We start from the raw sequence: 26,067 nt of genomic DNA on the forward strand, positions 1-26,067 counted from the left end.
GCGTGACGCAGATCAGCGCGGCACTGACCGACAAGGCGTACGCGGCGGGCTGGCGGCTCGTGCGCGGGCTGCCCGAGGCGACCGCGCGCCGGTGTTTCGACTTCGGGGGTGACTGGGCGGCCCGCCGCGCCAACCGGGCGATGCGCCGGGGCGGGCAACCGAATCAGCTGCGCCGCAATCTGTCCCGCGTGATCGGAGTGGATCCGCACGAGGTGCCCGATGAGCTGATCGCCGCGTCGATGCGCTCCTATGCCCGGTATTGGCGCGAGGCGTTCCGGCTGCCGACCCTGGACCACGCGGCCCTGGCCGGCTCACCGCTGATGCCACCACCGCACGGGATCGAACACCTCGACGCGGCGCTGGAGCGCGGGCGGGGTGCGGTGTTCGTGCTTCCGCATTCCGGGAACTGGGATATGGCCGGTATGTGGCTGGTCCAGAACTACGGCGGATTCACGACCGTCCAGGAACGGCTGCGACCGGAATCTCTGTTCGAGCGATTCCTCGCCTACCGGGAGAGCCTCGGATTCGAGGTGTTCCCGCTGACCGGAGGTGAACAGCCGCCGTTCGGGCAGCTGGCCGAGCGGTTGCGCCGCAATCGGGTGGTCTGCCTGCTGGGCGAGCGTGATCTGACCGGTAGGGGGGTGCCGGTGGAGTTCTTCGGCGAACGGACCTGGATGCCGGCGGGCGCGGCGAAGCTGGCCGCCGAGACCGGCGCGGCGATTCTGCCCGTGCACGCCTGGTTCACCGTCGATGATCAGGGCCGGGAGGGCTGGGGCCTGAAAACCGAAGCACCCGTGGATATCTCGGATGGGGTGGCGGCGGCCACCCAGCGCCTGGCGGACCGATTCGCCGCGAATATCGCCGAGCATCCCGCGGATTGGCATATGTTGCAGCCACTGTGGGAGGGCGATCTGTCCGAGCAGCGCCGCGAACGCATCGCCCGGGCTCAGGCCGAGCGAGGCGCCGCCTCATGAGAATCGGCATGGTCTGCCCGTATTCGTTCGACGTTCCGGGTGGCGTGCAGTCGCATGTCGTCGAGTTGGCGCAGGTGCTGATCGAGCGCGGCCATCGGGTCAGCGTGCTCGCCCCCTCCTCCGACGACGTCGAACTGCCGGAATTCGTGGTCTCGGCCGGTAAGGCCGTGGCGATTCCGTACAACGGGTCGGTGGCGCGGCTGTCGTTCGGCCCGACCGCCTACAGCCGGCTGCGGCGCTGGATCGCCGACAGCGACTTCGATGTCCTGCACGTTCACGAACCCAATGCCCCGAGTATCTCGATGCTGGCGCTGAAGGTCGCCGAGGGGCCCATCGTGGCGACCTTCCACACCTCGACCACGCGGTCGCTGGTGCTGGCCACCTTCCAAGGGGTGCTGCGGCCGTATCACGAGAAGATCAGCGGCCGGATCGCGGTGTCGGAGCTGGCGCGGCGCTGGCAGGTGGAGGCGCTGGGCAGCGATGCGGTCGAGATCCCGAACGGCGTCGACGTGCGGGCTTTCGCCAATGCGCCACTGCTGGAAGGCTATCCGCGTTCCGGCGGGACGGTGTTGTTCCTGGGGCGCTACGACGAACCGCGCAAGGGAATGGCGGTACTGCTGGGTGCGCTGCCGCGCCTGGTCGCCCGGCACCCGGAGATCGAGATCCTGATCGTGGGCCGCGGTGACGAGGATCGGCTGCGCCGCGAAGCGGGCGAGCACGCCGGACATCTGCGGTTCCTGGGGCAGGTGTCGGATGCGCAGAAGGCCTCGGCGATGCGCAGCGCCGATGTGTACTGCGCGCCGAATCTGGGCGGGGAGAGCTTCGGCATCGTGCTGGTGGAGGCGATGGCGGCCGGAACCGCGGTGGTGGCAAGCGAATTGGACGCCTTCCGGCGGGTGCTGCGCGACGGTACCGCGGGATCGCTGGTGCCGGTGGGGGATTCGACCGCCCTGGCCCGCGCGATCGACGTCCTGCTCACCGACCGCGACCGCCGCGAGGCGCAGATTCGGATCGCCGATCAGGTGGTGGGCGAATATGATTGGCCGGTCGTGGCCGAACAGATTCTGCGGGTGTACGAGACGGTGACCGTCGGCGACGCCCGAGTGAGGACCGCTGGATGATCACCTTCTCCGCGACGACCATTCTGGTCCTCGCGCTGATCGCGGCGGTCATCATCGCCATCGGCGTCTGGGCGTACTCCACCGCCAACCGGCTCGACCGCCTGCACGTTCGCGGGGATCAGGCCCGCGACGCCCTCGAAGCGGCGCTGGCGCGGCGCGCGGTGGTGGCGCGCACGGTGGCGATCTCGATGGCCGGGCCGATGTCGGAGTCCACGGCCGCCGAGCAGGCCAAGCGGCTGACCGCGCTGGCCGATCGTGCCGAACGGGCCGATTGGAGCGACCGGGAGACCACGGAGAACCAGCTCGCCGCCGCGTTGTCGTCGGTCGACATCACCACGTTGCGTCCGCAACTGGTGGCCGAACTCGCCGATGCCGAAGCCCGCGTGCTGATCGCGCGCCGCTTCCACAACGACGCCGTACGCGACACCCTGGCCCTGCGTACCCGGCGCCCGGTGCGGCTGTTGCACCTGGGCGGTACCGCGCCGCTGCCCACGTATTTCGAGATCGCCGAGCGGGTCACGGCGGCCGCGACCACCGGACTCGAGGTCGACACCGTGCGAACCTCGGCGCGCGTGGTGCTGCTCGACGAACAGGATCGGGTGCTGTTGATGCGCGGCCACGATCCGCTGACTCCGGATTCACCGTTCTGGTTCACCGTCGGTGGTGGTATCGAACCGGGTGAGACACTGCGCACCGCGGCGGTGCGCGAGGTGTGGGAGGAGACCGGTTTCGCCCTGGACTCCACGCTGCTGCGTGGCCCGATCTGGCGCCGCGTCGCGGTGTTCCCGTTCAACGGTGAGCTGATTCGTTCCGAGGAATTGTTCTTCGTCGCGCGGGTCCGCTGGTTCGATCCGAAACCGGCGGATCCGACGGTATGGGAGCGGCGTTGCGTGAGCGCCTACCGCTGGTGCCGTCCGTCGGACATCGCGGAACTGGACACCATGGGGGAGCAGGTCTACCCGTACCATCTGGACGGATTGCTGGGCGAGGCGATCGTCACCGCTGGGTCGGACGCGGAGCCCGAGGTGCGGTCCATCCGCTGACAACCGGAGCGGCGGGTGCATTCGGCCCCGCGGTACCGCTCGATCCGGACGCGATGTCCGGCCGGCACCGGGAACTCAGTGCCGGGCGATCGGTTCGGCGGCGGCGAGATCGGCGAGTGTGACGGCGGGGTCGGTCCAGGTCTCGCGATCGTGGACGGTCCGCGCGGCGATGAGCGATCGGGCCGCGCGCAGATCCGCGGGTCGCGCCACCGCCGCGGCGGCCGTCAACCGGCCCGCGCGCACGCTCAGCACCACGAACCGTTCCGGGGCGTCACCGGTGCGCACGACGATCTCGTCATCGGGGTCCGGACGGCCGGCGAACTGGATGGTGGTGCCGTACTGGGTGGTCCAGCCCCAGTTCACCTCGGCACGCGGAATCTCGCGCCCCAACACCGCATTGGCCACCGCGATCCCGTGCGCCCGCGCGCTGTTCCACTGTTCGGTGCGCAGGTGTATGCCGAGCTCGGCGTCGTAGACCGCGGCCGCGTCACCGGCGGCGAAAATATTCGGTGCCGAGGTGGTGTGGTACTCGTCGACGAGGATGCCGTCGCCGACCGCCAGGCCCGCCTGCTGGGCCAGTGCGGTGTCGGGCTCGGAGCCGATGGCGATCAGCGCGGCGGCGGCGCGCCACTCCCGCCCGTCGACGGCGACCGCCCGGATTCCGCTGCCCACATTGTCGACACGTTCCAGCGCGACCGCATCGTGGATGTCGACCCCGTTGTCCGCGTGCAGCTTTCGGCAGTGTTCGCCGACGACGGGCGCGACCACCCGTGCCAGCGGTCCCGATCCCGAGTGCACAACCTCGACCTGAACACCCAGACCGCGTGCGGTCGCGGCGACTTCGCACCCGACCAGACCGCCGCCGATGATCAGTATCGAACCGCCGTCGAGCATCGCCGTGCGCAGCGGTTCGACATCGGCGGCACCACGCAGGACGAAGGCGCCCTGCTCGGGTCCGGGCAGTTGCCGGGCACGGGCTCCGGTGGCGAGGACGAGAGCGTCGTAGCCGAGTGCGGATCCATCGGCCACGTGTACCCGGTCGCCGTCGACGTCGATGCCGGTCACGGCGGTCGCGCAGCGCAACTCGACATCGAGCGTGGTCCACGAATCGGCCGATTCGAGCAGCAGGCGACGTTCGTTCGCGGTTCCGGCCAGCAGCTCCTTGGAGACCATCGGCCGGCGATAGGGCAGATGTGCCTCGGTGCCGAAGACGACGATCTCGCCGGTGTAGCCCTCGGTGCGCAGGGTCCGGGCCGCGGTGGCACCGGCCACTCCGGCTCCGGCGATCACGATGCGTCCAGTCATGCCCGGCTGACCTCGACCATCTCGAAATCGGCCTTGGCCGCACCACAATCGGGGCACGACCAGTCCTCGGGGATGTCGTCCCAGCGGGTACCCGGTGCGATGCCGTCCTCGGGCCAGCCCAGTGCCTCGTCGTATTCGAAACCGCATTGCACGCAACGGAACAGTTTGTGTTGGGTCATGGCCGGGTCGAGAGGCTCGAAGTCGGGTTTTTCGCGGACGCCGCAGTCAGGACAGCACCAGTCCTCGGGGATCGAGGCCCACGCGGTGCCGGCCGGAAAGCCCTCGCGCGGTGCGCCATCGGCCTCGTCGTAGACGAAATCGCAGACAGGACAGCGGAACCGGGACATCAGCGGGCTCCGAACTTCGCGAGCATCCGGTCGCGTTTTCCGGGTGCGATGTTGGCGCGGGTGATGTCACCGTCGTAGTGGGCCAGCACTCGCGGATCCATGATGCGGCGCCACAGCGGCGGGAAATACGCCACGGTGATCATGCTGGCGTATCCACTGGGCAGGTTCGGGGCGCCGTCCATACTGCGCAGAATCTGGTAGCGCCGAGTGGGATTGGCGTGATGGTCGCTGTGCCGCTGCAGGTGGTAGAGGAAGATGTTGGTGACGATGTGGTCGGAGTTCCAGCTGTGCTCGGGGGTGCAGCGTTCGTAGCGCCCGGCCGCGGTGCGCTGCCGCAGCAGGCCGTAGTGCTCGAGATAGTTGACGGTCTCGAGCAGTGAGAATCCGTAGACCGCCTGTACGACCAGGAAGGGCAGGATGCCGGGCCCGAAGATCGCGGCGAGCGCACCCCACAGCACCACTGACATCAGCCACGCGTTGAGCACGTCGTTGTGAATGGTCCAGGGTCGCTTACCCATTCGCTGCAACCGGGTCCGCTCGAGTGACCAGGACGAGCGCAGGCTGCCCCACACGCTGCGCGGCAGGAAGGTCCAGAACGATTCGCCCAGGCGCGAACTCGCCGGATCCTCCGGCGTCGCCACCCGGACGTGATGACCGCGGTTGTGCTCGATGTAGAAATGGCCGTAGAACGTCTGGGCGAGAGTGATCTTCGACAACCACCGCTCCAGTTCGTCCTTCTTGTGGCCGAGTTCGTGCGCGGTGTTGATCCCGACGCCGCCCATGGTGCCGATACTCAGCGCCAGCCCGATCTTCGACACCAGGCTCAGTCCGCCGTCGATGCCCAGCCACGACAGATTCGACGCCGACCACAGATAGCAGGCGAAAACCAGGCTGATCAGCTGGAACGGAATGTAGGCGTAGACGCACCAGCGGTAGTAGCGGTCGTTCTCGAGCTGCTCCATCGCCTCGTCCGGTGGATTCTGGCCGTCCGGTCCGAAGAACCGGTCCAGGATCGGCAGCAGCACGTAGACCAGCAGCGGGCCGATCCACCACCAGACCGGCGCCGCGTGCTGCCAGCCGAGCCGGTCGAACAGCCACACCAGCCCCGCGGCCAGCAGAACGGCAGTCGGCGGTACGAGACCGAACAGCCACAGATGACGTTTGCGGTCGTGCCACTGCGGCGGTGCGGCCGCCGGCTCAGCGATTCGGGACGTGGTCACCGGATTCTCCTCATCGACGATGCGCGCGAACGCGCGGTGGGGCACGGATGATGCGCGCGGGCTCGGATCTCGGGTGGATGCCGTCCCACCTCGATCTATTTACACTTTTTGGCGAAGTGTTTCTATTGAATACAGATAGGCGATAGTTGTCAATAGTCGAACGTTTTGGCTGATGATGTACGATCGAACGCATGGCTACCGCGCCGAACTTCCAGTCCGAGATGCGCCTGCTGTTGCGCGAGCGGGTCATCGAGACCGCTCGCCGCCTGGTGTGCGCCGAGGGGTGGGGCGCGGTGAACATGTCGCGGGTGGCCAAGGAGGTCGGAGTCAGCCGGCCCGTGCTCTACAAGGAGATCGGGACCAAACAGGATCTCGCCGACGTCGTCATCGCGAACGAGGTGGACGTCTTCCTCGTGGGTATCACCGAGAACCTGGCCGCCCATCCCGACGATGTGATCTCGGGCGTGCTCGCCGCGATCGAATTCACGCTGCGCACCGGTGCGGACAATATGCTGCTCGAGGCCGTGCTGTCCGGTCGCTCGGCGCCCGACACCGCCCTGCTGCCCGCCTTGATGACCGAACGGGAACCGGTGCTGGGGCGGGCGATCGAGGCGGTGAGCGTGGCCATCCGTGACCGCTACGGGCTTGCCGGAGTGACCGGCGAGGAGTTGGCCTCGGTCACCGAAACCGTTGTGCGCCTTGCGCTGAGCCATCTGTTCCAGCCCACCGGGCCGGTCGAGGCCGCGCTGGCGCAGATCCGGGTCGTCGCCGTGGGATTGTTCGATCCGCTGTTGTCGCGAAGCTGAGCTTCCGGACCCGGAAGCGTTGACGGACATGGTCTTTCGGCGGTCCTCGCGAGACCGATGTGATCGGTGCCCGATTTGCGCTGTGTGTTACCTCACCATCGGTTAGGGTCGGAACCGGTTTGCCGCACACCGAATCCGGCGAACCGGTGTGTGGAGGTGAATGTCGAATGCACATGTCCTATCTGCTGTACGACTTCCTGGTGCCGTATCTCGGCGAGCAGGCAGCGACGTACTGGGCCCAGCTGTTCGTCGTGGGACCGCTCTGACCGGCGGGAAAGGGGCTCGGTCGGTCGGCGTCACCATGCGGCGGCCGTGCCCACTCCCGCCACCGGTCACCGACGCCGTAGCGCCGGTGTAGCGGCGCACGGACCGCTGGTGTCGGCGGGTGGATTCGGGCCGACCAGTCCAGTGCTGTCGGACTGGCTATGAAGTGGCCTGATCGGGGCGCATAGAATCGTGGAGGTTCGCACCGCAGCGATGCCTCTCGAACGAATCCCCGATAATCAGGAGTTTGCCCGTGACAACGCCCGACACCACCTCGACGACCGGCACCGCCCGCGTGAAGCGCGGTATGGCCGAGATGCTCAAGGGCGGGGTGATCATGGACGTCGTCACCGCCGATCAGGCCAAGATCGCCGAGGACGCCGGCGCGGTCGCGGTCATGGCACTCGAGCGCGTGCCCGCCGATATCCGCGCCCAGGGCGGTGTCGCCCGCATGAGCGATCCGGATCTGATCGACGGCATCGTCAACGCCGTCTCCATCCCGGTCATGGCCAAGGCGCGGATCGGCCACTTCGTCGAGGCGCAGATCCTGCAGAGCCTGGGTGTGGACTACATCGACGAGTCCGAGGTGCTGACCCCGGCCGACTACGCCAACCACATCGACAAGTGGCAGTTCACCGTGCCCTTCGTGTGCGGTGCGACCAACCTGGGTGAGGCGCTGCGCCGCATCACCGAGGGTGCGGCGATGATCCGCTCCAAGGGTGAGGCCGGCACCGGCGACGTGTCCAACGCCACCACTCACATGCGCAAGATCCGCGGCGAGATCCGGCACCTGCAGTCGCTGCCCGCCGACGAGCTGTTCGTCGCCGCCAAGGAGCTGCAGGCCCCCTACGAACTGGTCCGCGAGATCGCCGAGACCGGCAAGCTCCCGGTGGTGCTGTTCACCGCCGGTGGCATCGCCACCCCCGCCGATGCCGCGATGATGATGCAGCTCGGCGCCGAAGGCGTCTTCGTCGGCTCGGGCATCTTCAAGTCCGGCAACCCCGCCGAGCGCGCCGCCGCCATCGTCAAGGCCACCACCTTCCACGACGACCCGGATGTGCTGGCGAAGGTTTCGCGTGGTCTGGGTGAGGCCATGGTCGGTATCAACGTCGAGGAGATCCCGGAGCCCCATCGCCTGGCCGAGCGCGGCTGGTAGGCGCCGCGCGGAAACGTCTGCGCGGTAGGAGTTTTCGCCGGGCTGCCCGAATCGGGCGGCCCGGCTTTCTCATTCCTCGCCGACACGCCGGTGGTGGTCCGATAGTCTCGGCATCGGGCAGATACGGGGACTGGCGTAGGAGGGGGATGTCTCGTATGTCACGGTGGCGACGCGTCCTGCGGGTGGTGACGGTTCTGGCCGCGATATGTGTGAGCGCGGGATGGGTCGGTGGCTGTGGCGGTTCCGGGCAGCAGGCCGGTTCGGCCGCTGGCGCCGTGGTCACGACGTCATCGGGAGCGGTGCGTGGGACCGTGACCGCCGATCACCGCCGCTTCGACGGAATCCCCTATGCGGCAGCACCTATCGGCGCGCTGCGCTGGACACCGCCCGAACCCCACGCGCACTGGGACGGCACTCGCGCCGCCACCGCCCCTGGCGCCGAATGCCCGCAACAGCGCGCGCTGGTCGTCCGCGGTCCCGATGACGTGGCCGGCGACGAGGACTGTCTGTTCCTGAATGTGTGGACTCCGGCCCGGAGCGCGGCGAAGCGGCGACCGGTGCTGGTGTGGATCCACGGCGGGGCGTTCCAGGTCGGCAGCGGCGATTCCTATGATCCGTCGCGGCTGGTCACCGCCGGAGACATGGTCGTCGTCACGATCAACTACCGGCTGGGTGCCCTGGGATTCCTGGCCGATCCGGTGTTCTCCCACGACGGCGGGCAGGTGAGCAACTTCGGGTTGCTGGACCAGCAGGCCGCGCTGCGGTGGGTGCGTGACAACATCGCCGCGTTCGGCGGCGACCCGGCTCGGGTGACGATCGCCGGAGAGTCCTCCGGTGCCACCTCGGTCTGCGATCATCTGATCTCACCGGCCTCGGCGGGACTGTTCGCCGCGGTCGTCCTGCAGAGCGGTCGATGCCAGGTCCAGGCGCCCCGGGAGACCGCGGCCCGGATCAGTGCCGACTATGTGACCGGGTTCGGCTGTGGCGCAGCCGAACCCGTCGCGGTGGCACAGTGCATGCGGGCGCTCCCGCCCTACCGGCTGGTCGCCGCTCCGCTGAGCTACTCCACCTCCGGCGGAACCGCCACCCCCGGTCCCGTGACCGGTCAGCCGTTGCTGCCGGACAATCCGGTCGCGGCGGTGCGCGCAGGCAAGGCTGCCCGCGTGCCGGTGCTGATCGGTACCAACCACGACGAAGCCACCGGCATCGTCGCGGCGACCGGACCGCCCGCCACCGTCGAGCAGTACCTCGATGCGCTGGCCAAGGCGTTCGGATCCGACGCGGACAACGTCGCCGCCGCCTACCCGGCCGCCGCTTACGCTCACCCGGCCTCGGCCTTGGCGGCGGCATTCACCGACCACGACTTCGCCTGCCCGGTGTCGACTCTGGCCGATGCGCTGTCCCGCGGCGCACCTGTTTACCAATACGAATTCGACGACACCACCGCCGCCTCGCCGGGTGGCCTCGTCGCGGGAACGCCGTTCCCGCTGGGAGCCTCCCACACTGTCGAATTGCCGTATCTGTTCGGCGTAGCCGGCCTGCCGGACCCGGCGACCGCACCTCAGCAGAATCTGTCCGCCCAGATGATCGCCTACTGGGCCGCGTTCGTGAACACCGGAAACCCGCACACCGCAGGACAACCCGAGTGGCCCCGCCACACCGGCGGTGAAGTGCTCACCCTGCGTCCGGGCGCCACCGCGGCCGGCAGCGACTTCACCCGGCGGCACCACTGCGACCACTGGGTCGGCTGACTCGCCGCGACGCCGGGGTCTGCCCATCGGCAGCACCGATCGCGGGTATCGCGCGGTCGATGCTCCGACCACGATCGTTCACCTCACCGTCCCGATGGATTCAAGCTCTCGCGTCGTTCGGTCCACATGCTCGGTGGCGGACGCACGAACGCCGCGTCCACGACGGCGAGGAGATCCATGTTCACGCAAGAGCCCCGCGATACGACCCCGAGCCGGGCTCGCCCCTGGTATCGGCGCCTCTACGTCTGGGTGCTGGCAGGTATGGCGGCCGGCGCGATCACCGGACTGGTCGCACCGGACCTCGGCGATTCACTGCAGGTGCTGGGCGACCTGTTCGTGAGCCTGCTGACCATGTTGCTCGGCCCGATCCTGTTCTGCATGGTCGTCAGCGGGATCGCGGCGGTGGCGAATCTGCGCAGTGTCGGCAAGGTCGCGCTGCGCTCGATCCTCTACTTCGAGGTCGTCACGACCGTCGCGCTGCTGCTGGGACTGGTGGTGGTCGACCTCGTCGAGCCGGGTTCGGCGATGCATGTGGACCCGTCGCGGCTGCGGCTGAGCGAATCGGTCGCACAGCGCGCGGCGGCGGGCACGGAACTGGACTGGACCGACTACTTCACCCAGCTGGTTCCGGACAACGCGGTGGCGGCGTTCGCCGAGGGGCACATCCTGCAGATCCTGTTCCTGTCGGTGCTGATCGGTATCGCGATCGCCTCGATGGGGGAACAGGGCCGGGCGGTCGCCCGGGCGACCGAGCGGGTGTCGGCGGTGCTGTTCACCGTCGTGCGGTTCGTGACCTATCTCGCCCCCGTCGGTGTGTTCGGCGCGATGGCTTACACCACCGGGCATTTCGGCGCCGCGACCCTCGGCGCGCTGGTCGAGCTGATCGCCACCTTCTATCTCACCTCACTGGTCTTCGTGGTCGTGGTGCTCGGCGGGGCGCTGCTGCTGGCCGGGCTGCGGCCGCTGCGCACCTTCCGCTACTTCAAGGAGGAGGTATTGCTCGCGTTCGGGGCGTCGTCCTCGGAGGTCGCGATTCCCGGAATCGTGCGCAAACTCGAGAACGCGGGTGTTTCGAAGGGCACGGCCGGAATCACCGTCAGCGCGGGCTACTCGTTCAACCTGGACGGCACCTGCATCTATCTGACGCTGTCGACGATGTTCATCGCCCAGGCACTCGGGCTGCATCTGTCGTTCGGTGAGCAGCTGATGCTGCTACTGGTGATGCTGCTGTCGTCGAAGGGCACCGCGGGCGTCACCGGTGGCGGTTTCGTGATGCTCACGACCACGGTGTCCTCGCTGTCGCTGATCCCGGTATCGGGCGTGATGCTCGTCTTCGGCGTCGACCGCTTCATGTCCGAGTGCCGGGCCGTGGTCAACTCGCTCGGCAATGCCGTTGCCGGACTGGTGATCTCCCGATGGCAGGGTGAGACCCGGGCGCGGGAGCTGAACGCGATCATGGGCGGTGGGGCCCCGGGGCTCCTGCACGACGATCGCCGGTTGCCCGTCGCCGCACCACTCGCCGAGCCACCGGACACCCGCGACGCCGCATCGCCGAATGCCGGAACGCCGCGGTTCGCGGAATCGGATCCGCGGCGATGAGCGGGCCGAGCCTGCAGCGGTTGCGCGTCTTCGTCGCGGTCGCCCGCACCGGCGGATTCTCGGCTGCCGCCCGCGCATTGGACATGGCCCAATCCACCGTCTCCACCCACATCCGGTTGCTCGAGGCCGAGGTCGGTGCGCAGTTGTTCGATCGCACGCCCGGTCGTCGGCTCACCCCCGCGGGAGAACTGCTGCTCACCCACGCGCCACAGGTGCTCGAGAGCTACGAGACCGCGGTCGACCAGCTGCGGCGGCTCGGCCACGGACCGGTCGAGGGCACGCTGTCGATCGGCGGAACCGTCACCGCCGGTGAAGGATTGCTCCCGCCGCTGCTGGTCGAATACGGCACGTTGTTCCCCGAGGTCGCGCTCGAGGTGAGCATTCAGAACACCAGCGCGACGCTGCGTGCCCTCGACAGCGGGGAGATCGCGGTGGCACTGGTCGCCGCGTCCGATGAGGACTCGAACCACGAGCGGATCCTGGTCGGACGCGAACCGCAAGTCGTGATCGCCGCGGCCGCGCATCCGCTGGCGGGCGCCGCCTGCGTCGATGCCGCGGATCTGCGCGGCAGCACGATCCTGGTGCGCGAATCCGGGTCGACGACCCGGCGGTATCAGCAGACCCTGATGGACTGCTGGCAGATCCCGCGCGCCCGCACCTGGACCATCAGCGGGACCGGAGCGATCGTCGAGGCGGTCGCCGCGGGGCTCGGCATCGCCTGTGTGACACGAGTTTCCGCGGAGTCCGCGCTGCGGCTGGGCCGGGTGGCGGAACTGGCACTGGAACCGGCACCCGCGACCCGGCCGGTCCATCTGATCCACCGGATCGGCCGGGCCCTGTCCCGGCCGGAAGAAGAGTTCATCCAATTGGCACGAGAGAGGTCCCCCCGATGACGATCACCGCGAACGGCCGTGAGTACCGCCTGCCCGTGGAGCCGACGGTGGTGTTCACCGTCGACGGCGGCGACCCCGAGTACTTCGCCGATGCGCTGACCCGCGGCATCATGCCGCGCCTGGCCGGAATGCTGGACGAGGGCGGCGAATACCGGATCGGCGCCTCGGAGATGCCGAGCCTGACCAATCCCAACAACCTGTCGATCGTCACCGGCGCCCCGCCCGCCCTGCACGGCGTGCCCGGCAACTACTGCCGGCTCGAGGACGGCTCGCTGCAGCTGCTCAACGATCCGAAGTTCCTGCGCTGCCCCAGTATTCACGCCGTTCTGGAACAGGCGGGCGTCCCGACGCTGATGGTCACCACCAAGGAGAAGTTGCGGCGACTGCTCGGCAACGGCGGGGTGCCCAGTGTGAGCGTGGAACTGGCCGCCGAGCACGGGCTCCCGGAATACGGGATCGGCGATCTACAGGACCTGGTCGGCCGCCCCGCGCCCGGCATCTACGACTGGGACGCCAGCCACTACGCCATGCGGATCGGCATCGCGGCCTTCCGTGCGTGCCCGCGGTTGCGGCTGCTCTACATCTCGCTCACCGACCGGGTGCAGCACGCCGTCGCACCGGGGGAGGAGTTGTCGGATCGCTTCTTCACCGAGTTCGACACCCTGCTCGGGGAATACCTCGACGCCGGTTTCGTCGTCGGCATCACCGCCGACCACGGAATGAACGCCAAGCACAAGCCCGATGGCAGCCCGAATGTCCACTATCTGCTCGACATCCTCGACGCTGCCTCGGTACCCGTGCACGAGGTGGTGCTGCCGATCACCGATCCGTACGTGAAACACCATGGCGCGCTGGGCTCGTTCGCCTGGATCCATGTCGACGACGAGCACCGGGACACCGCGCGCGCCGTCATCGCCGCACTGCCCGGGATCGAGGAGGTGTGGACCCGGGCGGACGCGATCACCGTGTACGAACATCCCGCCGACCGCATCGGTGATCTCGCTGTCACCGCCGCCGCCGATATCGCCCTGGGCCGCCGTGCCGCCGACCACGACCTGTCCGGCCTGCACGGCGCCCTGCGCTCACACGGTGGCCGGCACGAGCAGCCGGTGCCGCTGATCACGAGCCGCCCGGTGCACGGTCCGCTGGCCGACCGCTATCACGCGAATGTGCTGCGCAGCCGTGATATCCACGATCTGGTGCTCAACCACGTCGGTGCGGCGAGCGAGCCGATCGGCCGGGCGGAGAGCGTCGCGGCGACCGGCAACCGGGGTCGGTGACCTCTTCCGGTTGTGGACTCCGGTCGTCGGCGGGGGCGCTCGGAGTCGGCGCCGGGTAGCTTCGCTCTAGGCAAAAAGGCTGGAAAATAGCAGATTTCAGGCTCGTCCAGGACACGGTACAGTGGCTCGGGTTCAGGAGGCGGTCCGGACAACCGATGGTTGTCCACGGAGGTGTGCATGATGACGGATCTGGATCTGGCCGCCGTGCGGGCATTCGTGGCCGCGGTCGACGAGCAGCAGTTCAGTCACGCCGCCACCGTTCTCGGCATCAGCCAGCAGGCGGTGTCCAAGCGGATCGCCAAACTGGAGTCGCAACTGGGTGCGACGCTGTTCGATCGGGTGCCCTCCGGTATCGCCGTCACCGCCGCGGGATCGCGATTCGTCTCGCACGCGCGCTCGCTGCTGGCGGTCGCCGAGGCCGCGGTGGCCGCGGTGCACGACACCCCGCGGCCGTTGCGGGTGGCGATCCTGGGCGAGCGTGACGGTGCCATGGAGCGGATGCGGTTCTATCTCGACCACCACCGCGGCTCCGATACCGAGATCGTCATCTCCAATGTCTTCGAGACCTCGCGGGACATGGTCGTGCACGGCCGTGCCGATGCCGCGTTCGCCCGCGCGCACGGTGGTCCCCGGCCACTGCCGTCGACCATCGCGGCGGCACCGGCCTATCTGGACCCCGTCCATCTGCTCGTCGGGCGCCACCATCGACTGGCGGGCCGATCGGCGGTGACCCTCGCCGAGGTAGGAGAAATGACGGTGTGGATCCCCGGGGCGGGGGTGCCGTCGGAATGGGCCGACTTCTATCGCGAACTGAGTGAGCACTGCGGTGTCACCGTCGACATCACGCCCCGATCGAAGCGGGACGCGCCCGGCCCCGATGGAATCACCGCCATGGTCGGGCTGATCGCCGAGTCCACCACGCTGTGCACGATCAGCAGTGATCACTTTCGCAATCCGTGGCATCCGCACATCCGCAGGCTGCCGATCGTCGATCCGACACCGGTGTATCCGCACGCCCTGTTGTGGTCGACCGGTAACCCGCATCCCGGACTACCGCGGGTCGTCGACCATTTTCGCAGCAACTACGATCGCGTGATCGCCACGGATTGCTGGATTCCCGCAGCCGACCGCGAATTGTTCGAGATCTGACCGCACTCATCGGTCCATGCGGATCGCCGGGCGGTCGGGATGATCCCACCGCACCTCGAAGGCCGCCGGCTCGTCGTGTTCGGCGTCGTGGTGCAGCAGCGCCGGGACGGTCCAGAGATCGCCGGGATCGGTACGCCGCCGCAGCGCCGCCTCCGACATGCGCAGTCGCACGGTCACATCGAAATCCAGCTTCCGGCCCAGCAGCATCGGCCCGGCCACCACCAGGACCGTGCCCGCGGCGGCCGTGCGCATCGCGGCGCGCGCGGAGCGGTCCTCGGCCTCGTCCCACAGGGCGGGCAGCCACCGGCCGCGGCGGCGCACCGCCTGCAACACTTCGCGATCGAGGGCGGCGTAGTCGAACCAGCCCGTGCGATAGGACATCTCGTCGCGACCGAATTCCAGTCGCACCGAGGCCGGGCGGACGAAATCGTGTGACCACACCACCGCGGCGGGGCGGCCGCGGGTGCGGATCAGCTCGGCGAGCCGCTCGGCGGGGATGCGGGGTTCGGCCGCGTCGGCGCCGTCCACGGCGACCACCACCGGGCCGGGCTCGGCGCGTACTGCATCGGCGATCGCGGTGATCAGCCCGTGCGCCGAGATCGGTTCGAATGCGGGCATCCGCCCATCATGCCCCGTCCGCCGGGCACAGGCCGAGTCGGCGATCGCGGAGGGTCGCCGACCGCCGCGGGTGGTGATCGCATAGCCTGAGCGGGTCGATCCCGGACGGAAGGAACCTGTGCGAGGCGATCCGCCACCCCGGCCGGGGTCGCGACGCCGCGGATCGAGAGAGGACCACAAAAACTCGAGGAGGTCGGTGTCGGTGGCCGTGCTGAGCCCGCGCGAACGTCCGAGGCGGTGGTCGCTCGACGACATCGTCGTCACCGATCCGCCCATCATCAGACGGGCGATCGGTGCGGCCAGTATCGGCAACATCACCGAGTGGTACGACTTTGGTGTCTACGCGTATTTCGAGCCCACCATCAAAGAGGTGTTCTTCTCGCATCTCGGTGACACCGCCGGCACGATCGCGACGTTCGGCCTGTTCGCGGTGGCGTTCCTGGTGCGCCCGTTCGGCGGAATGTTCTTCGGGCCGCTCGCCGATCGCATCGGCCGCAACAAGGTGCTCGCCACGACGATGATCCTGATGGCCGCCGGTACCTTCGCGATCGGCTGCATTCCGGATCAGAACACCATCGGTATCTGGGCACCCATGTTGCTGTTGTGCGCGCGCCTGCTGCAGGGTTTCTCCACCGGCGGCGAGTACGGCAACGCGATGACCTTCATCGCCGAGTACGCTCCGGATCGGCGCCGCGGATTCCTCGGCAGCTGGCTGGAATTCGGTACATTCACCGGATATCTGTTCGGCGCGCTGGTCGTCACGCTCGCCGATGCCGTCCTGACCCACGACCAGTTGCTCGCGTGGGGCTGGCGGTTGCCGTTCTTCATCGCGCTGCCACTCGGTGCGGTCGGGGTCTACCTGCGGATGCGCTTGGCCGACACGCCCGCCTTCGAGGCGCTGGAGAAGGAGTCCGAGGACCGCGAGAAGGCCAACAAGACCGGTGACGAGGCCAAGGTGCTCGCGAAACTGTGGCCGTACGTGCTGGTCTGCATGGGGCTGGTGGTGGTCTGGAACGTCACCAACTACATGCTCACCTCGTACATGCCGACCTATGTGACCGAGACCGTGCCCGACAGCACCGGCGGCGGAGTGTCCTCGTCGACCTCGCAGTGGTTGCAGATCGTGGTGATGGCCATTGCGTTGCTTGCGATTCCGATGATCGGCCTGATCTCCGACCGGGTGGGTCGAAAACCCATCATCTGGACCGGCGTCGTCGCGCTGATCGTGCTGGCGTTCCCGATGGTGTTGCTGGTGCGCACCGACAACGCGTTCGCGGTGTTCCTGGGTCTGCTGATCATGGGCCTCACACTGATCTGTTTCAGCGCGACGATGCCCTCGACGCTGCCGTCGCTGTTCCCCACGCGGGTGCGCGGCGCGGGTCTTTCGGTGTCGTTCAATGTCGCGGTGTCGCTGTTCGCGGGGACGACCTCGGTGGTCGTCGGTGCGCTTGTCGGCGCGACCGGCGATCTGAACTGGCCCGCGTACTACCTGATCATCGCCGGCCTGGTGGGTGCGGTGTCGGTGTATTTCCTGGCCGAGCCGAACGGTAAGCACATGTGGGGTTCGGCACCGGCCGCCGGTTCGGAGGAGGAAGCCAAGGCTTTCGTGGGGTCCCAGGGCACGAATACGTCCTAGCCGTCCGGTGTGTCGGCAGGCGGAGTCGCGCGTCGGAGGCGGTTCGGCATCGCTTAGCCTGAGCTCGTCTATTCCTGGAAGGACGGTACATGGCGACCATCGAAGAAGCGCTCGAGATCGAGCGGCTCGAGCGCGACATCTTCCGCGGCGCGGTGACCAAGTCCCAGCTGCCCCGAACCTTCGGCGGACAGGTTGCCGGCCAGGCGCTGGTTTCGGCCGTGCGCACCGTGGAGCCGCGGTACGAGGTGCACTCGCTCCACGGGTACTTCCTTCGCCCCGGGAATCCGTCCGAGCAGACGGTGTACCTGGTCGAACGCATCCGTGACGGCCGCTCGTTCTGTACCCGCCGGGTGACCGGAATCCAGGACGGCGAGGCGATATTCACCATGTCGGCGTCCTTCCATGTCGGCGACGAGGGCCCGGTACATCAGGACCGGATGCCGGAAGTGCCGCTGCCTCAGGATATTCCGGACGGGCACGAGACGATGAGCGCCGAGCGGTTGTGGCTCATGCGCGAATGGGAACACTGGGACATCCGGCCGGTGCCACAGGATCAGGTCACCCTTCGCGACGGACTCGCCTCCCAGCAGCAGGTGTGGTTCCGCTACCGCCATCCGCTGCCCGACGATCCGCTGTTCCATGTGTGCACCCTCGCCTACATGAGCGATATGACCCTGCTCGGCTCGTCGAAGGTCACCCACCGCGACGAACACACCCAGGACGCCTCACTGGACCACGCCATGTGGTTCCTGCGTCCCTTCCGGGCCGACGAATGGCTGCTCTACGACCAGAATTCGCCGTCGGCCGGTTACGGTCGTGCCCTGACCAGTGGGCGAATCTTCAACCAGCAGGGGCAGTTCGTCGCTCAGGTCGTGCAGGAAGGTCTCATCCGCAGCCTGCGGGAGTGAACCCGGCCGCCGTACCGAGCAGATCGGACTCCCCGAGCCGCTCGACGTAGCGGTCCAGGACGATCCGATCGACGGCCGGACACTCGATCCCGGTGCCCTCCAGCGCCGTCCGGGCAGCGACGTCGGACCACACCGTATGGCCCGCGAGTCCGGCGAATGTCGGCGCCAGCAGGGCAGCACGCACCAGCGTGTCGTCACCGGCCGCCGACCGGGCGGCGGTTTGCGTGTCCAGCTCCGCGCGGACCTCCTCGAGCGGCCGCACGGCGATCGGATGGCCGTGCGCGCGCAGCGAATCGAGAACATCGGCGACGGCCACCGGATGCTGGCTGACCAGGTGATACACCGAACCTGTGCCACCGCTTCCGGTGCTGATCGCGACGAGTGCGCGCACCACGTAATCCACCGGCACCAGCGATACCGTCGCCGCACCCACATCCGGTGCCACCCCGAGCGTGGCCGCGGCCCGCACCATATTCCAGAAGGCGTCGTCCGGGTTGTTGACCGCCGAGACGGTGTGGCCGCAGATCGTGCCCGGCCGGAACACGGTCACCGGCACACCACGCTCACCGGCCTGCCGGATCAGTTCCTCACCAACCCATTTCGACACGAGGTAGCCGTTGTCCTGCAACTGATCGGCGCGCAACCGGTCGTCCTCGCCGACGACCGCGGGCACGGCGTCGGCCGGAACGGCGGCGCCGAGTGTGGAGACGAAGTGGACGGTCTTGATACGCCGCGTGGTCGCCAGCCGCAGAATCGAGCGCGTCCCTTCGACATTGGCCGCGCGCAGACGCTCATAGGGATCGACATGATTGACCCGGGCGCCGTTGTGGTAGATCGCATCGACGTTTGCCGCCAGGAAATCGAAATCCGCCGGGGTCAGCCCGAGGTCCGGCTGCGCCAGATCACCACGTACGGCCCGGACCCGCTCGGCGACCGCGTCGGTCGGCAGCCGGAACCGCTCGAGCGAGGCGACGATCCGGTCCAGCGGATCCTGCCCGGCCGCGCTGCGGACGAGGCACACCACCTGCGCGCCGGTGCTCGTGAGCAGTTCGTTCAACAGATGCGCACCCAGGAAGCCGGTGGCTCCGGTGAGCAGCACCGTCGCGGCCGGGCGACCTCCGGCCGCGGTGATTTCGGGTTCGAGTACCGCGTCGGCGGCGGGGGAGTGCACCATCGGCGGCGCCCCCGCGCCGGTCAGGTGGGCTGCCAATCCGCCGACGGTCGGGTGAGCCAGAATCGCCGACATCGCGACCTCGCGGTTCAGCCGGGCCGACAATCGTTGGTGCAGAACGAATACGAGCAAGGAGGAGCCGCCCGACTCGAAGAAGTCGTCGGTCGCGCCCACCCGGTCGATGTTGAGCACCTCGGCGAAAACGTCGGCGATGGCGCATTCGAGCTCGGTCGCGGGCGCCACCGCGGACGCGCTGGTGAACACCGGTTCGGGGAGGGCGGCGCGATCGAGTTTGCCGCTGGTGTTGACCGGCAGCGCGGCCAGCACCAGCACCGCCGCGGGCACCATGTAGCTCGGCAGCTGCCCGGATACACTGCGCCGCAACGCTTGCGCGTCCACCACGTGCCCGTCGGCGGGGACGATGTACCCGACCAGCCGGTCACCGGCCTCCGATCGGTGCACGGTGACCGCGGCCTGGGCCACTTCCGGATCAGCCAGCAGCGCGGACTCGATCTCGCCGAGTTCGATGCGATGACCGCGCACCTTGACCTGGAAGTCGGTGCGTCCCAGATACTCCAGGGCGCCGTCGCGTCGCCGACGTGCCAGATCGCCGCTGCGGTACATCCGCGCGCCGGGCGGGCCGAAGGGATCGGCGACGAACCGTGCCGCGGTGAGGCCGGGCGCACCGTGATAGCCGCGGGCGAGCTGATCCCCGGCCAGGAAGAGCTCACCGGTCACGCCGTCGTACACCTCGTGCAGGCGCGAATCCAGCACCGGGCAGCGGGAATTCCATACCGGAACGCCGATCGGAACGGTCGGGGCTCGCAGATCATCCGGTCCGATGTGGTGTTCTGTGATGCTGACAGCGGCCTCGGTCGGACCGTACAGGTTGTGCACCTGCGCCGGGCACACCGCCGCGAAATCCCGGGCGGTCTCCGGCGGCAGCGCCTCGCCGATCACGAAGACGGCCCGCAGTGTCCGCAGCAGTGGCGATGACGCGCAGCCGGCGATGACGGTGAGCATGGACGGGACGAAATCGGTCAGGGTGACGGCGTGCTCGGCGACCAGTGCGCAGATCGCGTGTGGATCGCGTTCGCTGCCCGGAGCGGCCAGGATCAACTGTGCTCCTGCCCGCAGCGGAAGAAAGTACCCCCAGAGCGACACGTCGAATGTGGCCGCGGTCTTCTGCAGATACCTGTCCTGCGGTCCGACCCCGTATCGCCGGTGCATCCACTCGAGCTGGTTGACGATCGCGGCGTGGGTCACCACCACACCCTTGGGCTTTCCGGTGGATCCGGACGTGTAGATGACATAGGCGGGGTGATCGCCGCGCAGCGGGACGCCGCGTTCCTCGTCGCGCACCGGGCCCGCCGGGAACCGGGAGAGGTCCATCGCGTCGACGGCATGGGCCGGCACCATCGTGAACCGATCCGCGGTGGTGGTCAGAACACAGTGCGGGTCAGCCGATTCCAGGATGTGCGCGGTCCGCTGCTCCGGATGGTCCGGGTCGATCGGCACCCAGGCCGCGCCCGCCTCCGCGACGGCGTACAACGCGACCACCTGGTCGATCGACCGGCGCATCGCCACCGCGACGACGGACTCGGGGCCGGCGCCCTGTGCGATCAGCCACCGGGCCAGTCGCGCGATCCGGTCGGTGAGATCCGTGTAGCTGATCGAGGCCGGACCGCAGACCACCGCGATGTCGTCCGGACGGGCGGCCGCCCGGCGGAGCAGTGCGGCGGTGAGCGACTCGGATTCGACGGGGTGAGCGGTGGCGTCGCAGCCGGGGTGGGCCGCATCGGCCAATATCAGGTCCCCGACCGGAGTCGACACCTCCGCCGCGACCGAATGCAGCAGGCGGACATAGGCATCGAGGAATCCGTCGACCGTCGCCTGATCGAAAAGATCTGTGCTGTAACCGAATCGGATCAACACCGGTCCGGGGGTCCCGTCCTCGTCTCGGGTGTCGATCACGCCGATGTGCAGATCGGTCTTCACCGTGTCGATTTCTATGGCGAACGGCGACAGCGCGGTGTCGGGCATCTCCAGATCGGGCCGCGCGAAGTTCTGGAAGGCGAAACCGACCTGATACAGCGGGTGCCGCCCGGGGGACCGCACCGGGTCGACAGCATCGACCACCTGCTCGAAGGGAACTTCCGAATGCGCGAAGTTGGCCAGGTCGCGGGACCTGGTACGGGCGAGCAGTGCCGCAAAGGGCTCGCCCGCGTCGATACGGGTCCGGGAGACGGTCGTGTTGACGAACATGCCGACGACGCCGTCGAGTGCCGGTTCGGCCCGGTTGGTCATCGGTACGCCGATGGCGATGTCGCTACTGCCCGACAACCGGGCCAGCAGTACCGCCAGCGCCGTTCGCATCACCATGAACAGACTGGCGTGCCCGCTGCGGGCCACCTCGAGCAGTTCGCCGTGCAACCGCGCGGAGATCGTGCGATCCACGGCGGCACCGCGCAGCGACGCGACCGATCGGCGGGGCCGGTCGATCGGCAGGTCGAGCTGATCGGGCAGGCCGCCGAGCTCTTCGCTCCAATACCGGAGTTGCTGCGACAGCAGGGAATCCGGTTCGTCGCGTGATCCGAGCAGCTCCCGCTGCCACAGGGCGTAGTCGGCGTACTGCACCGCCACGGGTCGCCATTCGGGAGCCTTTCCGCCCCATCGGGCGGTATAGGCGGCGGCGAGGTCCTGTGCCATCGGTGCGAGCGAGGAACCGTCGGCGCAGATGTGGTGCAGGGCGCAGACCAGAACGTGGTCTCGCGTCGTCCGCAACAGCCGGACGCGTAGCGGCACCTGCGTGGTGACATCGAAGCCCTCCCGGAGTACGCCGTGCACTCGTTCGGCAGGGTCGGCGTCGCCGATGTCCTCGACGGCGAAACAATCGCCGCATGCCGCGGCGTCCAGGATCAGCTGATGAGGCCCGTCCGCATCGGCCGGGTAGCGGGTCCGCAATGCTTCGTGCCGGCTCAGCACATCGATGAGGGCAGCCTGCAGTGCGCCGAGATCCGCACCGGACAGCCGCAGGGCGAATCCGACATTGTCCACCGCGGAGGTGGTGTCGAACTGATTGCGCAACCAGAAGCGAAGTTGATTCGGCGACAGCGGGATTCGCTCGGGCCGGACGGCCGGGAGCAACGGCGGCCGGACGGTGTCGAACTGCCGTGTCCGCAGCGCGGTCGTGAGCGCGGCGACGGTGGGATGGTCGAACAGCAGTGTGGGCGGCACCCGCAACTGCCAGATCTCGCTTAACCGTGCCGCGACCTGGGTCGCGAGCAGCGAGTTGCCGCCGGCGGCGAAGAAATCGGTATCGCCGCCGAGCGTGTCGCGGCCGAGTATCCGCCCGAATACCTCGGCGACCAGGTCCTCGCCCACATCGGCTGCCCGCCGGGAAGCCGCGGCCGGCAGCTGCTGTGCGCGCAGCGCGGTCCGGTCGATCTTCCCGGTCGCGGTCAGTGGGAACTGCTCGACCACGAGCACCGTGTTCGGCAGCATGAACGCCGGCAGCTCGGTGCTCAGACTCGCGGTCAGCTCCGCGGCCCGCGGCTCCCGGCCCGTCGCCGCCCGCACGAACGACACCAACTCGACCTCACCCGCGCCGGTGGTGCGATCCACGGTGACCGCCTGCGCCACCGCCGGGTGGCGCAGGAGGGCGGAATCGATCTCACCGAGTTCTATGCGCAGCCCGCGGACCTTGACCTGATGATCGACTCGTCCGAGATATTCGAGTTCGCCGGTGGCGGTGCGGCGAACCAGGTCACCGGTGCGATACATCCGCGCACCGGATGGATCGGCCACGAAGCGTGCCGCGGTGAGCCCGGGATGGCCCGTATAGCCGCGCGCCAAGGCCGGTCCACTCACATACAGCTCGCCGACGGCACCGGTGAGAGCCGGTCGCAGCTGTGCGTCGAGGAGATGCAGGACCAGCCCGGGAACCGAGTTGCCCAGCGGGACCTCGGCGGCGGGCGCCAGCGCGTCGCTCAGCGTCACCCCGATGGTGGTTTCGGTGGGCCCGTAGACATTGTGCAGCCGTTTGCCCGCGGTGGCCCAGGTCCGGACCAGGTCGGGTGGACACGCCTCGCCGCCGACCACGATCGCGGCGAGGTTGTCCAGGCCAGCGGGCCGCAGCGTCGCCAGCACGGACGGTGTCAGAAACGCATGGGTGACCCGTTCGCGGTGCAGCAGCTCGGCCAGGTCGAGGCCGCCGATCACCGAGGGCGGGGTGATCACCAGCGTCGCGGCGGCACCGATGGCGAGCAGCAGCTCGAGCACGGACGCGTCGAAACTCAGGGACGCGTTGTACAGGATGCGCGCGTCCTGGGTGGCTCCGACGGTGGTGCGCAGTGTTTCGCACACGGCGGGCAGCCCGGAATGGGTGACCGCCACTCCCTTCGGGCGTCCGGTGGAGCCGGAGGTGTAGGTCACGTACGCGACGTTCGACGACCGCAGTGGCGTGGGCCGATCGAGATAGGTGATCGGACTCGCCTGCTGTTCGCCGAGGTCGGCGAGCAGCAGGGGATCGTCGAGCACCAGCCACCGCACTCCGGTGGGCAGCCGATCCAGGTGCTCGCGGCGGGTCAGGCCGATCCGGCATCCGCTGTCGGTGATCTGGTGGTCGATGCGCGCCTGCGGGTAGGAAGGGTCGATCGGTACGAAGGCCGCACCGGCCTTGGCGATCGCCCAGATCGCGGTCACCGACTCCAGCGAGCGCGGAAGTGCCACGGCCACACGCGATTCCGGTCCGGCGCCCGAGGCCCACAACAGACGGGCCAGGCGGCTGGTCCGCGCGTCCAGGTCACGGTAGCGGAGCTCGTGACCCGATGCCGTGACCGCGAGCCCGTCCGGATTGCGCTCGACCGCCGAAGCCAGCAGCTGAGCCAGGGTCCGGCCGCTGCGACCTCCGGTGCGCTGTCGGCGGATGAGATGAGCGGAATGAGGCCGGAGGCTGTCGCGCATATGTGATCCTGCGGTCGAAGAGAATGTGCGCGCCGATGCTACGGTTCGGCACCCGGCAATCCCGTTGCCATTATTGGGAAGATTCCGGATTATCAGTCACAAGAGTGGGTACTCCAATGCGCTGATTCGATCGCCGATGATGTATCACCGGGGCTTCCCGGTGAGTGGTGCCACATCCGGCCCCGGCCGAACGCGGGCCGGGTGTCGCGGGGCTCGTATGCTCGTGCCGTGAAACCGACCATTGGTGTGCTCGCTCTGCAAGGTGATGTGCGTGAGCACTTCCGCGCGCTCGCGGAGTGCGGCGCCGAACCGGTGAGTGTGCGGCGGTCCTCGGAGCTGGAATCCGTCGATGCCCTCGTGCTGCCCGGTGGCGAGTCCACCACGATCAGCAAACTCCTCGAGGTGTTCGGCCTGCTGGAACCGTTGCGCGCCCGGCTGCGCGGCGGGATGCCGGCCTTCGGTTCCTGTGCGGGGATGATTCTGCTGGCCCGCGAGGTGCTCGACACCCGGCCCGACGCGCAGTCGCTGTCCGGTATCGATATGACCGTGCGGCGCAACGCATTCGGGCGACAGGTCGATTCGTTCGAAACCGATCTCGGCTTCACCGGGCTCGACGATCCGATCCGCGCGGTGTTCATCCGCGCCCCCTGGGTCGAACGGGTGGGTGACGGGGTCGAGATCCTGGCCCGGGTGCCGCATCCGGGCGCGGCCGGAAACGGCGCGTCCCGGGCACCCGAACAGGCCGCGGGCCGGATCGTCGCGGTCCGGCAGGGCAACGTCCTGGCCACCTCGTTCCATCCCGAGGTGACCGGCGACCTGCGAGTGCACCGGTTGTTCGTCGACTCGGTGCGTAGCGCTGTCACCGCGGGGGCATGACCTTTCGCCGATCGCTTTCGGACCGGGCAGTAGACTGCACAGCGATCGCCGGAACGCGGATCGCGGATCTGCCCGGGCCTCGAGCACACCGACCTGAAGGAAGTAGGGAATGAGCGGCCACTCCAAATGGGCCACCACCAAGCACAAGAAGGCCGTGATCGACGCCAAGCGCGGCAAGATGTTCGCGAAGTTGATCAAGAACATCGAGGTCGCGGCGCGCACCGGTGGTGGTGACCCTGGCGGAAACCCGACTCTCTACGACGCCATCCAGAAGGCGAAGAAGTCGTCGGTCCCCAATGACAACATCGAGCGCGCCCGCAAGCGCGGCGGCGGCGAAGAGGCCGGCGGCGCCGACTGGCAGAACATCACCTACGAGGGCTACGGCCCCAACGGCGTGGCGGTGCTGATCGAGTGTCTCACCGACAACCGCAACCGTGCCGCGGGTGAGGTGCGGGTCGCGATGACCCGCAACGGCGGCAACATGGCCGACCCGGGTTCGGTGGCCTACCTGTTCCACCGCAAGGGCATGGTGACCCTCGAGAAGAACGGCCTCAGCGAGGACGACGTGCTGATGGCGGTTCTCGACGCCGGTGCCGAGGACGTCAACGATCTGGGCGATTCGTTCGAGATCATCAGCGACCCCAGCGACCTGATCGCCGTGCGCACCGCGCTGCAGGAGGCCGGAATCGATTACGACTCGGCCGAATCCGGGTTCCAGCCGTCGGTCTCGGTCGCGGTGGACGCCGAGGGTGCCCGCAAGGTGTTCAAACTCGTCGATGCACTCGAGGACAGTGACGACGTGCAGAACGTCTACACCAATGTCGACATCTCCGATGAGGTTCTCGCCGAACTCGACGACTGATACAACCGACGAGCCGGGCCGCTCTCGCGATGCGCGAGAGCGCGGCGAAGCAGCCCGTCACCCAGTGCCGCCGCGGGCCGCGACACCGCGCCTCGCACCGATACACCCTGGTCACGTGGCACG

The 26,067-nt window shown here is 68.4% G+C and carries 19 protein-coding genes and 1 pseudogene; 14 read left to right on the top strand and 6 right to left on the bottom strand.

Annotated elements, in window-relative coordinates; translation table 11 throughout:
- Positions 1 to 2 precede the first annotated feature (2 nt).
- From AB0L57_RS23300 to AB0L57_RS23310, 3 genes are read left to right on the top strand one after another with little or no spacing between them, the layout of a single operon-like run.
- Entirely contained in the window at positions 3 to 974 is a 972-nt protein-coding gene (locus tag AB0L57_RS23300) for a phosphatidylinositol mannoside acyltransferase (RefSeq protein ID WP_364965763.1), read from the top strand.
- Positions 971 to 2,095, top strand: a complete 1,125-nt coding sequence (locus tag AB0L57_RS23305) for a glycosyltransferase family 4 protein (protein ID WP_364965766.1) — start codon at positions 971 to 973, stop codon at positions 2,093 to 2,095. The genes AB0L57_RS23300 and AB0L57_RS23305 overlap by 4 nt, the downstream gene beginning before the upstream one ends.
- Complete coding sequence (locus AB0L57_RS23310; protein WP_364965852.1) at positions 2,095 to 3,138, top strand: NUDIX domain-containing protein; 1,044 nt, start codon at positions 2,095 to 2,097, stop codon at positions 3,136 to 3,138. Before AB0L57_RS23305 ends, AB0L57_RS23310 begins: the two co-directional genes overlap by 1 nt.
- 75 nt (positions 3,139 to 3,213) lie before the next feature.
- Here the strand turns inward: AB0L57_RS23310 and AB0L57_RS23315 are convergent, their stop codons facing one another.
- From AB0L57_RS23315 to AB0L57_RS23330, 4 genes and pseudogenes are all read right to left on the bottom strand, one after another.
- Positions 3,214 to 4,443 (bottom strand): FAD-dependent oxidoreductase, encoded by a 1,230-nt coding sequence (locus AB0L57_RS23315; protein ID WP_364965769.1) that lies wholly within the window; start codon positions 4,441 to 4,443, stop codon positions 3,214 to 3,216.
- A complete protein-coding gene (locus AB0L57_RS23320; RefSeq protein ID WP_364965854.1) occupies positions 4,440 to 4,622 on the bottom strand; it encodes a rubredoxin in 183 nt (60 codons plus the stop codon). Before AB0L57_RS23320 ends, AB0L57_RS23315 begins: the two co-directional genes overlap by 4 nt.
- Positions 4,623 to 4,790 (bottom strand): annotated as a pseudogene (locus tag AB0L57_RS23325) (rubredoxin); the annotation flags it as partial.
- Positions 4,790 to 6,010 (bottom strand): alkane 1-monooxygenase, encoded by a 1,221-nt coding sequence (locus AB0L57_RS23330; RefSeq protein WP_364965772.1) that lies wholly within the window; start codon positions 6,008 to 6,010, stop codon positions 4,790 to 4,792. The pseudogene AB0L57_RS23325 and the gene AB0L57_RS23330, both read right to left, overlap by 1 nt.
- 191 nt (positions 6,011 to 6,201) lie before the next feature.
- Between AB0L57_RS23330 and AB0L57_RS23335 the strand changes: the two genes are divergently transcribed.
- The 7 genes from AB0L57_RS23335 (at position 6,202) to AB0L57_RS23365 (ending at position 14,908) form a co-directional block, all read left to right on the top strand.
- Entirely contained in the window at positions 6,202 to 6,816 is a 615-nt protein-coding gene (locus AB0L57_RS23335) for a TetR family transcriptional regulator (protein ID WP_364965775.1), read from the top strand.
- A gap of 517 nt (positions 6,817 to 7,333) precedes the next feature.
- The gene (pdxS, locus tag AB0L57_RS23340; protein ID WP_364965778.1) at positions 7,334 to 8,236 is read left to right on the top strand and encodes a pyridoxal 5'-phosphate synthase lyase subunit PdxS; all 903 of its coding nucleotides are present in this window, start codon (positions 7,334 to 7,336) and stop codon (positions 8,234 to 8,236) included.
- Between the two features lie 155 nt (positions 8,237 to 8,391).
- Positions 8,392 to 9,987: a carboxylesterase family protein gene (locus AB0L57_RS23345; RefSeq protein ID WP_364965781.1), complete on the top strand. Its 1,596-nt coding sequence runs from the start codon at positions 8,392 to 8,394 to the stop codon at positions 9,985 to 9,987.
- 177 nt (positions 9,988 to 10,164) lie between these two features.
- Positions 10,165 to 11,586 (top strand): cation:dicarboxylase symporter family transporter, encoded by a 1,422-nt coding sequence (locus AB0L57_RS23350; RefSeq protein WP_364965784.1) that lies wholly within the window; start codon positions 10,165 to 10,167, stop codon positions 11,584 to 11,586.
- Complete coding sequence (locus AB0L57_RS23355; protein ID WP_364965787.1) at positions 11,583 to 12,479, top strand: LysR family transcriptional regulator; 897 nt, start codon at positions 11,583 to 11,585, stop codon at positions 12,477 to 12,479. The genes AB0L57_RS23350 and AB0L57_RS23355 overlap by 4 nt, the downstream gene beginning before the upstream one ends.
- Complete coding sequence (locus AB0L57_RS23360) at positions 12,476 to 13,759, top strand: alkaline phosphatase family protein (protein ID WP_364965790.1); 1,284 nt, start codon at positions 12,476 to 12,478, stop codon at positions 13,757 to 13,759. Before AB0L57_RS23355 ends, AB0L57_RS23360 begins: the two co-directional genes overlap by 4 nt.
- Positions 13,760 to 13,939: 180 nt before the next feature.
- Entirely contained in the window at positions 13,940 to 14,908 is a 969-nt protein-coding gene (locus AB0L57_RS23365) for a LysR family transcriptional regulator (protein WP_364965793.1), read from the top strand.
- A gap of 6 nt (positions 14,909 to 14,914) precedes the next feature.
- Here AB0L57_RS23365 and AB0L57_RS23370 read toward each other — a convergent pair whose 3' ends face one another.
- Entirely contained in the window at positions 14,915 to 15,526 is a 612-nt protein-coding gene (locus AB0L57_RS23370; protein WP_364965795.1) for a hypothetical protein, read from the bottom strand.
- 196 nt (positions 15,527 to 15,722) lie between these two features.
- Between AB0L57_RS23370 and AB0L57_RS23375 the strand changes: the two genes are divergently transcribed.
- Positions 15,723 to 17,162, top strand: coding sequence for an MFS transporter (locus AB0L57_RS23375; RefSeq protein WP_364965798.1), 1,440 nt, complete (start codon positions 15,723 to 15,725; stop codon positions 17,160 to 17,162).
- 89 nt (positions 17,163 to 17,251) lie between these two features.
- Positions 17,252 to 18,070 (top strand): acyl-CoA thioesterase II, encoded by an 819-nt coding sequence (locus AB0L57_RS23380; RefSeq protein WP_364965800.1) that lies wholly within the window; start codon positions 17,252 to 17,254, stop codon positions 18,068 to 18,070.
- Here AB0L57_RS23380 and AB0L57_RS23385 read toward each other — a convergent pair.
- Positions 18,048 to 24,206, bottom strand: a complete 6,159-nt coding sequence (locus AB0L57_RS23385; protein ID WP_364965803.1) for an amino acid adenylation domain-containing protein — start codon at positions 24,204 to 24,206, stop codon at positions 18,048 to 18,050. The genes AB0L57_RS23380 and AB0L57_RS23385 overlap by 23 nt on opposite strands.
- A gap of 228 nt (positions 24,207 to 24,434) precedes the next feature.
- On the opposite strand from AB0L57_RS23385, the gene pdxT reads away from it, so the two are divergent.
- Together pdxT and AB0L57_RS23395 are read left to right on the top strand one after the other, a co-directional pair.
- The gene (pdxT, locus tag AB0L57_RS23390) at positions 24,435 to 25,082 is read left to right on the top strand and encodes a pyridoxal 5'-phosphate synthase glutaminase subunit PdxT (RefSeq protein ID WP_364965805.1); all 648 of its coding nucleotides are present in this window, start codon (positions 24,435 to 24,437) and stop codon (positions 25,080 to 25,082) included.
- Positions 25,083 to 25,191: 109 nt separating this feature from the next.
- Positions 25,192 to 25,944 carry a YebC/PmpR family DNA-binding transcriptional regulator gene (locus AB0L57_RS23395; RefSeq protein ID WP_364965807.1) on the top strand — a complete coding sequence of 251 codons (753 nt, stop codon included), beginning with the start codon at positions 25,192 to 25,194 and terminating at the stop codon, positions 25,942 to 25,944.
- Positions 25,945 to 26,067 lie beyond the last annotated feature (123 nt).

Origin of the sequence: Nocardia sp. NPDC052254, assembly GCF_040679495.1 — a bacterium.
Classification (GTDB): domain Bacteria; phylum Actinomycetota; class Actinomycetes; order Mycobacteriales; family Mycobacteriaceae; genus Nocardia.